The following is a 14,348-nucleotide window of genomic DNA, read 5'->3' on the forward strand; positions in this document are numbered from 1 at the left end:
ATCCGGCCCTGCCGCCACGCCCCCTGTTCAGCGCAGGTTGTCCGGCCCGAAACTGTCCGGCAGCAGTTCCGCAAGCGTGCGCACCAGACGCACCGTCCCGCTGGGGGAAACCATCGTAACCGGCGTTTGGGGCGCCCCGAATTCACGGATCTTCTGCCTGCACCCGCCACATGGCGTGCAGGCGGCATCCCCCCCGCCGCACACCACGACACGACGGATATGCCGCCCGCCCGCCATCACCATGGCCGCTATGGCACCGGCTTCGGCGCAGGTGCCTTCGGGGTAGGCCGCGTTCTCCACATTGCAGCCGGCGAATATACGGCCATCATCCGTCTCCACCGCCGCCCCCACCTGAAAGCGGGAATAGGGCGCATAGGCGCGCCCGTATGCGTCAACTGCCGACTGCACAAGGGGCTTGATATCCATAACCGGTTGTCCTTCTCGTTCTTTCCTGCGCCAGACACCTTGGAAGGGAGGGGGCAAGGCGGTATCGTGCATTCCATCATGGCTGAAGCTTCCCCCCCCTGTCCCGGACAGGACCCCTCCGTTGCCGCTCTTCTGGCCGTCCGCCCGGCGCTGTCCATGCATGCCATGGACGGGCTTGTGCTGGAAGAGGTGCCCCTCAACACCATTGCCGACGCGCTTGGCACGCCCACATGGGTCATGAGTGCCGGCACCCTGCGCGCCCGCTACCAGCGCCTTGCCACGGCATTCAGGGCAACGGGGCGGCCGGTTTCCATTCACTTCGCTGTCAAGGCCAATGACCATCTGGCCGTACTGCGCGTGCTGGCGGCACAGGGGGCCGGGGCGGATGTGGTCAGCGGGGGCGAACTGCAACGCGCCTTGATGGCGGGCATACCGGCGGCGCGCATCGTCTTTTCCGGCGTGGGCAAGACCATGCCCGAGATGCAGGCCGCCCTGCGCGCGGGCATTGCCCAGATCAACGTGGAAAGTGCGGAAGAGCTTGAACTGCTGTCCACCGTGGCGCAGGCCGAAGGGCTGGAAGCCCCGGTCGCCCTGCGCATCAACCCCGATGTGGACGCGGGCACCCACGCCAAGATCACCACCGGCCTTGCCACCAACAAATTCGGCATTCCCTACAACCGCGCGGTCGATCTGTACGCCCATGCCGCCACCCTGCCCGGCATCCGCCCCGTGGGCCTGGCCATGCATATCGGCAGCCAGATCGTGCGCATGCAGCCCTACCGCACAGCCTATGCCCGGCTGGCCGATCTGGTCCGCGCCATCCGGGCGCGGGGCCTGCACATTGAGGCCCTGGACTGTGGCGGAGGGCTGGGCATTTCCTACCGAGATGAAACCGAGGGGGCGCCCGAGGCGCTGGCGGCCGCCATCCACGGCGAACTGGGCGGGCTGGGCACGCGACTGGCCATCGAGCCGGGGCGCTGGCTGGCCGGTCCCGCCGGCCTGCTGCTGAGCACGGTCATCCTGCGCAAGCGTGGCTATGAGGGCATGCCGCCCTTTCTGGTGCTGGATGCGGCCATGAACGATCTCATGCGCCCCAGCCTGTATGATGCGTGGCATGGCATCATTCCCCTGTCGGCCAGGGACGCCGTCGCCCCTGCCGAGCAGGTGCATGTTGTCGGCCCCGTCTGTGAAAGCGGCGACACCTTCGGCCATGACCGCACCCTGCCGCACATGGACGCCGGCGCCCGGCTGGCCCTGCTGGATTGCGGCGCGTACGGCATGGTGATGAGTTCAACCTACAACGCCCGCCCGCTGGCGGCACAGGTCATGGTTGATGGCGGCCACTGGGCCGTGATCCGTGAACGGCAGGCAATCACGGAACTCTGGGCCGCCGACAGCATTCCCCCATGGGTGGATGAAACCCTTCTCCCATCTGGCGGAGGCCTATGACAGCCGGGCAGGACAGCCCCCAGACCAGCGGCGGCCTGCCGCAACGCCTGGCCCGTGCCCGCCGGCAGGCCCGCCGCGCCCTGTGGGCGGAGCGGCTGTGGCCGCTCATGCTGCCTGCGGCGGATACGGCCATGGGCATTGCCCTGCTGGGCCTGACCCGCCTGCCCCAGCACCTGCCCGACAGCCTGCATGCCATCCTGCTGGCCGGCTGTATCACGGGAGTGGGCCATGCCACATGGCGGCAATGGCGCGGGATACGCCGCCCCACCCCGGCCGAGACCGACCGGCGGGTGGAGCAGGCATCCGGCCTGAGCGGCCAGCCGCTGCGCACCCTGCAGGACCGCCCCGCTTCCCCCCCCACACCGGAAACCGGCTATCTGTGGCAGCTTCACCTGAACCGTATCATGGCAGGCATGGGGCCGCTGCGCGGGGGGTGGCCACGGCCGCGCCTGCGGGGCGCACGATGGTGGGCCGCGACGCCGGTCCTGGCCGTACTGCTGGCCGGTGGGCTGGCGTGGAACGGCAGCCATGCCCCCAGCCGGATCATGGCCGCCTTCCTGCCCGGCGTGGATGACAGCGACACCCCCGTCCCCCAGATCAATGCATGGATCACGCTGCCCGATTATGCCCCCGGCGCCCCGGTCTTCCTTGATGCCGCGCATGACAGCGCGGACGTGCCCGCGGGCGCACAGCTGAGTGTAACCCTGAACGGGCTGGACGGCCGGCCCGTCCTGCGCGCACGGGCCAGCATGGGGCCACATGGCTTTCACGCACTGGGCAATGGCAGCTGGACCATGCAGGCCACCATACAGGCCAGTGGCCGCCTGACCCTGCGCGGCCGGGGCCGGACGCTGGCGCGGTGGACCCTGCACGTCACCCCCAATCCCGCCCCCGACATTGCATGGGGCAAGGACCCTGGCAGCCGGGAGGGGGAATGGCGCACCCGCCTGCCCTATCACGCAGCCCAGCCCTATGGCATCGCGTCCATCCATGCCGAACTGGTCATGCCCGACAGCCCGCATGATGTGCTGGACGTGCCCATTCCACTCAATGGCCATCCGCGCGTGGCCGATGGTGTCGCCACACCCGACCTGTCCCAGAACCCGTGGGCGGGAGAGGACGTGACCGCACGGCTGGTTGCCACCAGTAACAGCGGCACACACGCCACATCCGCCCCCGTGCGGCTGCGCATCGGGGCACGCCCCTTCGTCAATCCGCTGGCCAAGGCCATACTGGACATACGCAAGCGCGTGGCCCTGCACCGTGAAAACCGCGTGCAGGCCGGGCGTGAACTGCTGGCACTGGCGCAGGCCGATACCATGCTGACCCACCATGCCGGGCTGATGGTGGCGCTGACCAGTGTCGCCGCCGTGCTGGGCAGCGACGACGTGACGGATGACTACGCCATAGCCCAGGCCACCGGACGGCTGTGGTTCCTGGCGCTGGATATCGAGCATGGCCGGCGCGACATGGACAACGCACAGGCCGATTTTGGCGTACAGGCCGCGCAGGAAGCGGTGCGCGAGCAGCTTGAGCACATGCGTGAAATGGGGGCGAAGGGACAGGGGCCGGACCAGCAGGCGGAACTCCAGCACCGCATGCAGGCGCTCAGGGACGCCATTTCACGCAAGATGCAGGCCCTGGCCCAGCAGGCCATGCGCGACCATGCCGCCATGCCCGCCATTCCAGAAATGACATCGCGGGGGGAACAGAACCTCTCGCAGATGATGCAGCAGCTGCAGGATGACGCGGCAGGCGGCCATAATGCCGATGCCATGCAGAAACTCCAGCAGATGGAGGACATGGCCGAGGGCATGCGCAACGCCACCCCGCAGGACATGGTCGCCCTGGCCCGGCAGCTGCAGGCCCGCCAGCAGGCAATGGAACTGCGCCGTGACCTGCGTGATCTGGTCAGCCGCCAGTCACAGTTGCTGGACCACGCCCAGCTGCGCATGGATCAGGACCAGCGCCAGCGCGATCAGGAAGCGGCCAGCCACCAGACCGACATGGATGAGGACGGGGGCGACCTGTCCACCATGTCCACGGCCGACCTGCTGCGGCAGCTGGGTGTCACCCCGCCGGGTGCTACCCCGCAGCCGCAGCCCGCAACGCCCACACCCGCCAGCATGACACCGGAGGCCCGCGCCACCCAGCAGCATGCCGACCGTGCGGTGCAGCATGCCCTGGCCCGCGCCCTGCATGAACTGCAACGCGAGTTCAGGCAGCTTGGCGGCAAGGACATGCCCGCGCTGGACAAGGCACAGGCGGACATGAAAGCCGTGCGCGCGGCACTGGGCGCGGGCAAGGACCCCGATGCCGCCAGCGCCGAGAAAAAGGTACTGGCCGACCTGCAGCAGGGTAGCCAGCAGATGCGCCAGTCCATGCGCAGCCAGAGCGCACAGGGGGCGATGACCGTTTTCCTGCCCATGCTGTCACAGGAGAACGGCAGGGGCAGTCATGGCAGTGGGGGCGATCATCCCGCCAGTGAGGATGACGAGGACGATACGGACCAGCAGGCCGGGGGCAGCGGAGACCGCGACCCGCTTGGCCGCAAGACCGGCGGCACCCATGCGGGCATGGATAACGACACCCATGTGCCAGACAAGGCCAGCCGTGAGCGCGCGCGTGAAATCGAACAGGAACTGCGCCGCCGCGATGCCGACCGCACCCGGCCGCCGGAAGAACTGGAATATCTCGACCGGCTGCTGCGCGCTTTCTGACCCGTGGGCGGGACTGGTCGTCCGCTCCGCCATGCGGTCATAAACCAACTCCTTTCCACAAAGCTTCATGGAACGCCGCCTTTTTGAAAAAAGACGGCACCCAAAAACTTTTATTCTTTATCAACAAGTTATTTTGTGGCGGCCATTCACGCCCCGTTGTCCATGCAAAAAACGCCCGCAGCCACGCCAGGGCCAACGGGCGTTCCATGGAGACCGGCTCCCCTCATGGGATCAGGCGTCGGTTGCCTCGCTGTCATGATTGATCGGAATGGCGCGTGTGACCGGGGCCGTGGCCAGGTCAATGGCATCATAGGACGGCGGGCTTTCCGGCGCATCTTTCCCGGCCTGTGGCAGAAGCTGGGCATCGGGCAGTTCACCCTTGCTGCGCGCCTGCACCAGACGTTCAAGGTTTTCACCGATACGGGGATAGTCTTCCACCAGCTTGCGGAAATCGCGTGCGCTCATGGTCATGAAATGGCCGAACTGCAACGACCGGCTGGTTGCGGTTACCCGTTCGTCGCGCAGCGCTTCCTCCGCCCCCAGTACGGCGCCCGCGCCAAAACGGACATCGTGCTTGGGGTAATGGGTCTCTGCCAGTCCCGCGCTGATGAAATAGACCGTGCGCACCTTCTGCCCCTTGCGGTACAGCCGCTCACCGGGGGAGGAAAAGTGGATGGACATCTTCATCGCCACGTCATGCAGCACGCCATCGGCAACCCCTTCGAACAGGGGGAAGTTGTGGATGCGGCTTTCAATCCCGGCGCGGATGTTGAACTTCAGGCGGAAATCAAGCTGTTCACGCCGATGTTCCACATCCTTGTGCAGTTCGCGGTGCAGTTCCTCGCTCAAAAGCGAGTCGGCCATCAGGGTATCGTATTTTTCCTCTTCCAGCCTGAGCGCGATCTGGCGCAGCATCCGGTTTTCCAAGGCTTCGGAATAACCGTGATAATGCAGCCGCAGGGTCTGCAGGGCTTCATCCAGCAGCTTGCACTGGCGGCCCAGCACCTCTCCCACGATTTCACTGATACGCGTACCAAGCGTGGGCTCCATGCGCTGGCGCATGAAACGTGTAAGCGAAAGCGAGACGAAATAGCCGATCATCAGCATCTCGAACCGCTCCATCATGCAGTACATGAGCGGCGTATCGAAATTGAAGCGGTGATGGATGACCTGCGCCACACGGAAACGCAGCGAGGGCCGCAGCCGGCGCCGCAGGGCGCGGACATAGCCGAAACGCCCTTCCAGCCGCGCGCCATCCACCATCGCCTCGGCCGAACGGAGCAGCGTCTCCATCACCCGGCGCGACAGCCCCTGTATGCGGAACAGGTCCAGCAGGATGGAACGCTCCCGGTTGGCAATGACAATCAGCGCCAGTGTCACACGCTGCCGGTCCCCCAGGGCAGTGTCAAAGGTATTGGCCTGCTCTTCCGAATGGACGCGGCGGTCCAGCACATCGACCACGGTAGTGGTGACATTGGGCGAGAAACCCAGCTCCCCCGCCACTTCGCGCGTCTGGTCACGTACCTCCCCCAGCCCGATGGCCAGGATCTGGTGGCGCAGCGCCTGATCGATCAGCGGAAGCTGGTCCAGCTTGAGAAACAGCACGAGATAGCGCAGCGACAGGCCGTTGACGAACAGCGTGATCAGCACGAAGCCCGTGGCGATGATGCCGATGAAATGGGCAACACTGCTGGAAACATGTTCGTTCTCGGTCACCGCCAGCGCCAGCGCCAGTGTGATCGCACCGCGCAGCCCCCCCCACACCATGGTCACCTTGAACGGCGTTGGCACCGGCGGCGACAGCTTGGTGGCGGCAAGAACGGGCAGCATGCCAAACACCACCGCCCCGCGGGCCAGAAGCCCGGCACCTGCGGCCAGCAGGATCAGCACGCAGTCCCATCTGGTCATGCCCACCAGCAGGCGCGGCACCAGCATGGACGCCAGCACGAACACCAGCGACCCCGCCCAGAACACAAGCTGCTGCCACAGCTCGTTCAGGAACCGCCATGTCTGGGGCCGGAAGGTGGACGGGCCATAGATGGAGATGGTCAGCCCAGATGCCGCCGTGGCCACGACACCGGAAAATCCCAGGAATTCATCACAGACGATATAGGCCAGGTAGGGCAGCGCCACGGTCAGCGTGACTTCGGCCGCCGGGGCCGCCCCCAGCGCCGGAATGAGCATGAGCGTCAGCCGCCCGAACACCACGCCGATGATGAGCGCGCCGATGAAGGAGACGAGGAATTCCAGCATCGCCCCGCCCAGCATGATCTTGTGATGCGAGGTGATGGAGCCGAGCAGGATGGTGAAGATGGAAATGGCGGCGGCATCATTGAGCAGCGCCTCGCCTTCCACCAGGCGGGTCAGGCGGCTTGCGGCACCGATTTCCTTGAAGATGCCCGCCACCGCCGACGGATCGGTCGTGGCCACGATAGAGCCCAGCAGCAGGCACACCGCCAGCGGCATGCCGGCAAAGGGATAGAGCGCGAAGCCGATCGCCGCCGTGGACACGGCCACCGCCACCACGGCCAGAAGCAGCACGGTCGCGGTTTCATGCGCAAGCCTGCGCACGTCAATGCCCAGTGCCCCCTGGAACACCAGTATGGGCAGGAAGATCAGCAGGAAGGCTTCGCTATTGAGCGGGAAGTCCAGCAACGTCTGCGCCGCGCCACTGAAAATTTCCATATGGGAATTGCGCAGTACCAGATCGGCCGCGCCACCAATCACGATGCCCACAATGGCCAGCAGGACGGTTTCGGACAGTTCCAGGCGGCGGGCAAGCGGCTGCACCGCACTGACCACGACAAGCAGTACGGCAATTGCCATCAGGATTGCTGCCAGACCCGCTATCTCCATTCAAAATCCCCGATTCATGGCCATGCGACGACTATAGTCCAATCCTAGTGACCGACCATGAACAGATTATGTTCATTACATTGCAGATCAGCGAAACGGGACCTGAGACGACCGGTATCCGGTGGCATGGAAGCACGGCCACATGGATTGCCCGGTCAAGTATCAATAATGCCACAGGCCCGTTGCAGGAACAACACAGGCCAGATCACTTTATGTTCCAGTCCTTCACATCCCCGCCGGGACGGCCGTTGCCGCCAGCCATGCCTTTACCTGCGCCTGCGGGTCGGGCATGCGGATGAAGTCGGATACGGCGGAAACACAGTCCGCCCCGGCCGCCAGGCACAGCGGCGCGCGTTCAAGCGTAATCCCGCCAATGGCAACCAGCGGGATGGTGCCGATGCGCTGCTTCCACCGGGTCAGCTTGCCCGTTCCCTGCGGAGCCCAGGGCATTTTCTTGAGTTTTGTGGGCCAGACCGGACCCAGCGCAACGTAATCGGGTGCAACCGACAGGGCGCGCTCCAGCTCCGAATCGCTATGCGTGCTGACGCCCAGCCGGATGCCCGCGGCACGGATGGCGGACAGGTCCGCCGTATCCAGATCCTCCTGCCCCAGATGGATGTAGTCCACCCCTTCCGCTATCGCGATCCGCCAGTAATCATTCAGCACCAGCGTCACGCCATGCGCCCGTGCCTGACGGATTCCTTCGCGGATTTCATGGTGCAGGGCCTCATCCGCCATGTCCTTCAGGCGCAGCTGTATCAGCCTTGCACCCGCCTGCCCCAACCGGGCAACCCACTGCGCGGTATCGACAACCGGATAGATGCGCGAGGGCAGCGGGGTGTTCATAGTACCGCCTGCCCGATGACGGGGGTGGAGGGCACGGCCATGTCGCGCTCTTCCATCGGGTCGGCCACATAGGCCATGCGCCCGGCCTCGACCGCCAGGGCAAAGGCACGCGCCATTTCCGCCGGGTTGCCGGCCTTGGCCACCGCCGTATTGATCAGCACCGCGTCATAGCCCAGTTCCATGGCCTGCGCCGCATGCGAGGGCACGCCGATCCCGGCATCCACCACCATCGGCACATCGGGGAAATGGGCCCGCAGCGCGCGCAGGCCGAACAGGTTGTTCAGCCCCTTGCCCGAACCGATGGGCGCGCCCCAGGGCATCAGGACCTCACACCCCGCGCGCAGCAGGCGTTCGGCGCCGACCAGGTCCTCCGTCATGTAAGGAAAGACCCTGAAGCCATCTTCCACAAGAATCCGCGCGGCCTCGACCAGTGCGAACATGTCGGGCTGCAGGGTATCGGATTCGCCAATCACTTCGAGCTTGATCCAGTCGGTGCCAAACACCTCACGCGCCATCTGCGCCGTGGTCACGGCTTCGCGCACGGTATGGCAGCCCGCCGTATTGGGCAGCACGGGCACGTCCAGTTCCCGGATCAGGTTCCAGAACGCTTCCCCCGCGCGCGATCCCGCCGCCTCGCGCCGCAGCGATACCGTCACCACCCCGGCACCGGCACGCCGTACCGCGTCACTCAGGATTTCGGGCGAGGGATACTGGGCCGTGCCCAGCATCAGGCGTGACGTCAGCGCCGTGCCATAGAAAAGGGTCATGCCGTCATCCTCCCTGCATGGGGGCCAGAATCTCCACCCGCGCGCCTTCGCGCAGGGGCTGGGCAGCACGCCTGCCCGCCGGTACGAAGGCACCTTCCACGGCCGTGGCAATGCGGGCCTTCGCGTCATAGCCCAGTTCTTCAAGCAGGGCCGCGAGTGTGGTGGCCGTTACGTCGTGGTGGTTGTCGTTCACCATAATCTGCATGTCCAACTCCTGTGCGGGAGGGTCCGGTTCACGCGCCGAACACGATATCTGCCGCCTCCGCCGCCCTGACGGGGGAAAGCAGGAAGCCATGGCGGTACATGCCATTGATGTGGATGTGCCGCCCGTCGCGCCGGACGGCGGGCATGTTGTCGGGATAGGACGGACGCAGGCCGGTACCGGTCTCCAGTATCTCGGCCTCGCCAAAGGCCGGGTGCAGGGCATAGACCGCGCCCAGCATCTCCACCATGGAGCGCAGGGTCATGGGACCTGCGTTTTCACTTTCAATCATGGTCGCGCCCACCATGTACACATGGTCGGCACGCGGCACGATATAGATGGGAATGCGCGGATGCAGCATGCGCACGGGCCGGCGCAGCCCCACATCGGGACAGCGCAGCAGCAGCATCTCGCCCCGCACCCCGCGCATGTCCGCCATCTGGCTGCGTGCCGCAATGCCCGTGCAGTCCAGCACCCAGTCATGACCGTCCATGGCCTGACCGGCGGGAACGTTGAAACTGATTTTTCCACCCAGGGCCACCAGCCTGTCCGCCAGCGCCACCAGCGCCCGGCGCGGATCGACATGGCCTTCGCCGGCAAAGAACAGCGCACGCGAAAAACGGTCCGCCAGATCGGGTTCAAGGGCCGCGATCTCGCCCTCGCCTATGGTAGTGAAATGCGCAGTCCGGCGGCCGAAACGCGCGATCTCGCCCACATCGCGCGCGGGGGCAAGGACCAGAGTGCCATTGCGCACGACACCGGGCACATGCGCATCCCACCAGTCGAGGGAGGAAAGGGACTGCCCGGTCACCTCCGGTGTTGCGGACTCCGCCTCGCACCACGGGGCCAGCATGCCCCCCGCCTTCCATGAAGCCCCCGAACCGACCCGTGGCCCGCTTTCATGCACATGGACCCGCGCCCCCCGTTCGGCCAGCGTCACGGCAGCCGTCAGGCCGGAAACGCCCGCCCCCCGTACAAGGACGGATGGCCCCGATCCGGTAGGTAAAGCCGTTTGTGCTGCCATGCGCTGCGTCCCCCTGCTGTTGTCGCGACGACCCGCGATGATTGTGCCGACCCGCTCCCGCCTGTCTATTCAACAGTAACGGACTTGGCGAGGTTGCGGGGCTGGTCCACATCCGTACCCTTGAGCAGGGCCACTTCATAGGCCAGGATCTGCACCGGAATGGTCTGGAGAATGGGGGCCACGAATTCATCCACCGTGGGAATGGCCACGACGCATTCCGCGATTTCACGCAGGCGCGGCGCCCCGGCCATATCGGTAAACACCAGCAGCCGCCCCCCGCGCGCACGGGCTTCCTGCAGGTTGGACAGGGTCTTCTCGAACAGGGGCCCCGAGGGCACGGTCGCCACCACCGGCACGCTGCTGTCGATCAGCGAGATCGGCCCGTGCTTCATTTCCCCCGCCGCATAAGCCTCGGCATGGATATAGGTGATTTCCTTGAGCTTGAGTGCCCCTTCCAGCGCCACGGGAAACATCGCCCCGCGCCCCAGATAGAGGACATCGCGCGCATCCGCCACAATGGCGGCCATGCGGCGGATCTCGTCATGGCGTTCGAATACTTCCGTCGCCTTGCTGGGCAGGTCAAGCAGGGCGGTGACCATCGCCTCTTCCGTGGCGCCATCCAGCAGCCCCCGCGCCCGGCCAAGGGCAATGGTCAGGCACGCCAGCACCGAAAGCTGGGCGGTGAACGCCTTGGTACTGGCCACCGATATTTCCGGTCCCGCCACCGTGCCCAGCACCGCATCGCTTTCGCGCGCCATGGTGCTCTGTTCCACATTGAGCACCGAGACGATATGCTGCCCCGCCGCCCGCATGCCGCGCAGGGCGGCCAGCGTGTCCGCCGTCTCGCCCGACTGGGAAATCAGCAGCCCCAGCCCCCCCTGCGCCAGCGGCGGGTTGCGGTAGCGCATCTCGCTCGCCACATCGATATCGACCGGCAGGCGGGCATACTGCTCGATCCAGTAACGCCCGATCATACCGGCGTAAAAGGCTGAACCGCAGGCGGTCAGCACGGCACGGGGAATGGTGGCCAGGTCAAAGGGCAGTTCAGGCATCACCACGCGGCGGGTGGCCGGGTCGATCAGGCGCTGCAGGGTCTGGCCGATCACCACCGGATGCTCGTGCAGTTCCTTTTCCATGTAATGGCGGTACCCATCCTTGCCTACGGATGCCGCGATCAGCGCGGTCAGACGCACCGGACGGTCAACCGGATTGCCCGCCATGTCAAAGAACTCCGCGCCCTGTGGGGTGATCACGCTCCAGTCCCCGTCATCAAGATAGGCGATGCGGCGGGTCAGCGGCGCAAGGGCCAGACTGTCGGAACCGAAGAACATCTCGTTGTCCCCGAACCCCACCACCAGCGGCGCGCCATGCCGCGCGCCGATGACCATGCCGTCATGCCCGGCAAAGATCATGGCCAGCGCGTAAGCACCCTCCAGCCGCTTGAGGCACTCATGCGCCGCCTCCCGCGGGGAAAGGCCACGCTGGAGGTGATAATCCACCAGCTGGGCAATGGTCTCGCTATCCGTATCGGTCGAGAACACCTGCCCTGCCGCCTCCAGTTCGTGGCGCAGTTGCTCGAAATTCTCGATAATGCCGTTATGCACGACCGAAACCCGCTCCGTCCCATGCGGATGGGCATTGTTTTCGGTGGGCGCGCCATGGGTGGCCCAGCGTGTATGGCCAATCCCGGTAACACCCGGCAGCGGCAGGCGCGCCAGCAGGCTGGCCAGATGATCCAGCTTGCCTGCCGCGCGGCGGCGCTCGACCTGCCCCTGCTCAAGCGTTGCGATACCGGCGGAGTCATAGCCGCGATATTCCAGCCGGCGCAGCGCGTCCAGAATGACTGGCGTGGCCTGATTGCTTCCTACAACCCCAACAATGCCGCACATCAGCCCTGTTCCTTCTTTTTCTTCAGCCGGTCCCGAAACGTGTCGGCATAACCTGCCCTGTTGGCCTGCCGGGCACGCCCCAGGGCCATGGCGCCATCGGGCACATCATGGGTGATCACGCTGCCTGCCGCCGTCAGCGCCCGCGCGCCCACCCGCACGGGCGCCACCAGTACCGAATCCGAACCGATGAAGCTGTCCGCCCCGATTTCGGTGGCATGCTTGAACACCCCGTCGTAATTACACGTAATGGTGCCCGCGCCAATATTGGCCCCGCCACCCACCGTGGCATTGCCAAGATAGGTCAGGTGGCTGGCCTTGGCCCCCGCGCCAAGGGTGGTGGCCTTCAGTTCAACAAAATTGCCCACGCGCGCCTGCGCGCCAACGTCCGTTCCGGGACGCAGGCGGGCATAGGGGCCGATCTGGGCATCGGGACCGACCACGGCGCCTTCCACATGTGAGAAGGCGTGGATTTCCGTGCCCCGCCTGACATGCACGCCCGGCCCGAACACCACATGGGGATGCACCACCGTATCGGGTTCCAGCACGGTATCGGCGCACAGGAACACCGTATCGGGCGCAACCAGCGTCGTGCCACCCGCCATGGCCGCCTGCCGCAGGCGGGCCTGCACGCAGGCTTCGGCCTGCGCCAGTTCGGCACGGGAATTGATGCCACGCAGTTCGTCCTCTGGCGCGACCACGGCACGCACATGCCGCCCATCCGCCACGGCACGGGCCACCACGTCGCCCAGATAATACTCACCCTGCGCGTTGTCGTTGCTGATCCCATCCAGCCAGCGGCGGAAATCGGCCGCATCGGCACACAGCACGCCCGCATTGCACAGCCCGATCGCGCGCTCGGCCGGCGTGGCGTCCGCCCATTCCACAATGCGCGCGACCTGCCCGTCGCGCGTCACGACACGGCCATATTTCGCCGGGTCCGCCGGCTCCATGGCCAGCAGGGCAAGTCCCGTATCATCGCAACGCCGCTGGGCCAGCAGCGCGCGCATGGTGCCGGGCGTGATCAGCGGATTATCACCATACAGGACCGCCACATCACCATCGCCAAAGACACTTTCGGCCTGGCGGGCGGCATGGCCGGTGCCAAGGCGGTCGTGCTGCACCACCACCGCATGCGGGGCGGCCAGTGCCGCCACATCGTCCATGCCGGGTCCGATCACCACCACGATCCGGTCAAACACCTGCGCTGCGTTATCCAGCAGGTAACGCAGCATGGGCCGGCCCGCCAGCGGATGCATGACCTTGGGCCGCTCCGACTTCATGCGGGTGCCCCGCCCCGCTGCCAGAATGACAGCGGTCGACAGGCGGGCGGGGGGAGAGGATAGTGCGGGATCGGTCTTGGTATTCATGGCAGTGTGCGGGTACTCCGCCCCCGCGCACCCTGTCAAACCCTTATGCATGCCCGAGACCATCACTTAGAATTTCCGATTGCTACTTTCCCGCCCGGATCATCACGAGGAGTTCATGATGACAGTTTCCCTGCCCCGCCTGGCCGTTTTTGACATGGACGGCACGCTGATCGACAGCCTGCCCGACCTTGCCGCCTGCGCCAGCCGGCTGCTTGAGCATTACGGCCTGCCCCCGATCACCCCCGATCTTGTACGTCCCATGGTTGGCGATGGCGTGGCGATGCTTGTCCGCCGCCTGCTGGCCCATGCCGGACCGGCTGCCGCGGCAATTGACCCGACCGAGGCCACGACCCGCTACATGGCCGATTATACCCCGCATTCAACCGACCTGTCCCGCCCCTTTCCCGGCACGGAGACCATGCTGGCCCGCCTGCGGGCGGACGGATGGCACATGGCTGTCTGCACCAACAAGCCCGTTGCCGCCGCGCGCCATATCCTGAAGGGCCTGGGACTGGAGGACTGGTTTGTCGCGGTTGGCGGGGGCGACAGTTTCGCCGCCCGCAAGCCCGACCCGTGCCCCCTGCTGGGCACCATAGAACTGGCGGGCGGCGACCCGCGCCGCGCCATCATGACCGGGGACCATCATAACGACGTGGCCTGCGCCCTTGGCGCGCATGTCCCCGCCATATTCGCCCGCTGGGGTTACGGGCGACCGGACATGGAAGCCGGTGCCACGGTTGGCGCCGATTCCATTGCCGAAATTGCCCGCCTGGCAGGCGAACTGATCCCGGCCTGACGGCTG

Annotated in this window: 12 protein-coding genes; 3 read left to right on the forward strand and 9 right to left on the reverse strand. The window is 66.0% G+C overall.

The window, feature by feature from the left end:
* Positions 1–27 precede the first annotated feature (27 nt).
* Complete coding sequence (locus CFR78_RS09030; protein ID WP_034932459.1) at positions 28–426, reverse strand: cytidine deaminase; 399 nt, start codon at positions 424–426, stop codon at positions 28–30.
* A 78-nt stretch (positions 427–504) separates the two neighbouring features.
* Here CFR78_RS09030 and lysA point away from each other — a divergent pair, with 78 nt between their 5' ends.
* Together lysA and CFR78_RS09040 are read left to right on the forward strand one after the other, a co-directional pair.
* Positions 505–1,875 carry a diaminopimelate decarboxylase gene (gene lysA / locus CFR78_RS09035; protein WP_034932513.1) on the forward strand — a complete coding sequence of 457 codons (1,371 nt, stop codon included), beginning with the start codon at positions 505–507 and terminating at the stop codon, positions 1,873–1,875.
* Positions 1,872–4,595: a DUF4175 domain-containing protein gene (locus tag CFR78_RS09040; RefSeq protein ID WP_034932457.1), complete on the forward strand. Its 2,724-nt coding sequence runs from the start codon at positions 1,872–1,874 to the stop codon at positions 4,593–4,595. Before lysA ends, CFR78_RS09040 begins: the two co-directional genes overlap by 4 nt.
* Before the next feature lie 37 nt (positions 4,596–4,632).
* Here CFR78_RS09040 and CFR78_RS16250 read toward each other — a convergent pair whose 3' ends face one another.
* The 8 genes from CFR78_RS16250 to glmU form a co-directional block, all read right to left on the reverse strand.
* The gene (locus tag CFR78_RS16250) at positions 4,633–4,803 is read right to left on the reverse strand and encodes a hypothetical protein (RefSeq protein WP_156953902.1); all 171 of its coding nucleotides are present in this window, start codon (positions 4,801–4,803) and stop codon (positions 4,633–4,635) included.
* A gap of 23 nt (positions 4,804–4,826) precedes the next feature.
* On the reverse strand, positions 4,827–7,451 hold the full coding sequence (locus CFR78_RS09050) for a cation:proton antiporter (RefSeq protein ID WP_007400040.1): 2,625 nt from the start codon (positions 7,449–7,451) through the stop codon (positions 4,827–4,829).
* A gap of 225 nt (positions 7,452–7,676) precedes the next feature.
* On the reverse strand, positions 7,677–8,297 hold the full coding sequence (locus tag CFR78_RS09055; RefSeq protein ID WP_007400039.1) for a thiamine phosphate synthase: 621 nt from the start codon (positions 8,295–8,297) through the stop codon (positions 7,677–7,679).
* Positions 8,294–9,064: a thiazole synthase gene (locus CFR78_RS09060; RefSeq protein WP_007400038.1), complete on the reverse strand. Its 771-nt coding sequence runs from the start codon at positions 9,062–9,064 to the stop codon at positions 8,294–8,296. The genes CFR78_RS09055 and CFR78_RS09060 overlap by 4 nt, the downstream gene beginning before the upstream one ends.
* A gap of 4 nt (positions 9,065–9,068) precedes the next feature.
* Positions 9,069–9,269, reverse strand: a complete 201-nt coding sequence (gene thiS / locus CFR78_RS09065) for a sulfur carrier protein ThiS (RefSeq protein ID WP_034932454.1) — start codon at positions 9,267–9,269, stop codon at positions 9,069–9,071.
* A 28-nt stretch (positions 9,270–9,297) separates the two neighbouring features.
* A complete protein-coding gene (locus CFR78_RS09070; RefSeq protein WP_034932453.1) occupies positions 9,298–10,290 on the reverse strand; it encodes an FAD-dependent oxidoreductase in 993 nt (330 codons plus the stop codon).
* Positions 10,291–10,355: 65 nt separating this feature from the next.
* Positions 10,356–12,179, reverse strand: coding sequence for a glutamine--fructose-6-phosphate transaminase (isomerizing) (gene glmS, locus CFR78_RS09075; protein WP_007400035.1), 1,824 nt, complete (start codon positions 12,177–12,179; stop codon positions 10,356–10,358).
* Entirely contained in the window at positions 12,179–13,546 is a 1,368-nt protein-coding gene (gene glmU / locus CFR78_RS09080; RefSeq protein WP_034932451.1) for a bifunctional UDP-N-acetylglucosamine diphosphorylase/glucosamine-1-phosphate N-acetyltransferase GlmU, read from the reverse strand. The genes glmS and glmU overlap by 1 nt, the downstream gene beginning before the upstream one ends.
* Positions 13,547–13,661: 115 nt before the next feature.
* On the opposite strand from glmU, the gene gph reads away from it, so the two are divergent.
* Positions 13,662–14,342, forward strand: coding sequence for a phosphoglycolate phosphatase (gene gph, locus CFR78_RS09085; protein ID WP_034932450.1), 681 nt, complete (start codon positions 13,662–13,664; stop codon positions 14,340–14,342).
* The last annotated feature ends 6 nt before the right edge of the window (positions 14,343–14,348 follow it).

The sequence above is a fragment of the Komagataeibacter rhaeticus genome, from assembly GCF_003207855.1.
Taxonomy (GTDB): Bacteria; Pseudomonadota; Alphaproteobacteria; order Acetobacterales; family Acetobacteraceae; genus Komagataeibacter; species Komagataeibacter rhaeticus.

What these genes read in the sequence shown, in the direction of transcription:
- CFR78_RS09030 (WP_034932459.1), bottom strand. Translation starts at nt 426, where the DNA reads ATGGATATCAAGCCCCTTGTGCAGTCGGCAGTTGACGCATACGGGCGC.
- lysA (WP_034932513.1), top strand. Translation starts at nt 505, where the DNA reads ATGGCTGAAGCTTCCCCCCCCTGTCCCGGACAGGACCCCTCCGTTGCC.
- CFR78_RS09040 (WP_034932457.1), top strand. Translation starts at nt 1,872, where the DNA reads ATGACAGCCGGGCAGGACAGCCCCCAGACCAGCGGCGGCCTGCCGCAA.
- CFR78_RS16250 (WP_156953902.1), bottom strand. Translation starts at nt 4,803, where the DNA reads ATGGAACGCCCGTTGGCCCTGGCGTGGCTGCGGGCGTTTTTTGCATGG.
- CFR78_RS09050 (WP_007400040.1), bottom strand. Translation starts at nt 7,451, where the DNA reads ATGGAGATAGCGGGTCTGGCAGCAATCCTGATGGCAATTGCCGTACTG.
- CFR78_RS09055 (WP_007400039.1), bottom strand. Translation starts at nt 8,297, where the DNA reads ATGAACACCCCGCTGCCCTCGCGCATCTATCCGGTTGTCGATACCGCG.
- CFR78_RS09060 (WP_007400038.1), bottom strand. Translation starts at nt 9,064, where the DNA reads ATGACCCTTTTCTATGGCACGGCGCTGACGTCACGCCTGATGCTGGGC.
- thiS (WP_034932454.1), bottom strand. Translation starts at nt 9,269, where the DNA reads ATGCAGATTATGGTGAACGACAACCACCACGACGTAACGGCCACCACA.
- CFR78_RS09070 (WP_034932453.1), bottom strand. Translation starts at nt 10,290, where the DNA reads ATGGCAGCACAAACGGCTTTACCTACCGGATCGGGGCCATCCGTCCTT.
- glmS (WP_007400035.1), bottom strand. Translation starts at nt 12,179, where the DNA reads ATGTGCGGCATTGTTGGGGTTGTAGGAAGCAATCAGGCCACGCCAGTC.
- glmU (WP_034932451.1), bottom strand. Translation starts at nt 13,546, where the DNA reads ATGAATACCAAGACCGATCCCGCACTATCCTCTCCCCCCGCCCGCCTG.
- gph (WP_034932450.1), top strand. Translation starts at nt 13,662, where the DNA reads ATGATGACAGTTTCCCTGCCCCGCCTGGCCGTTTTTGACATGGACGGC.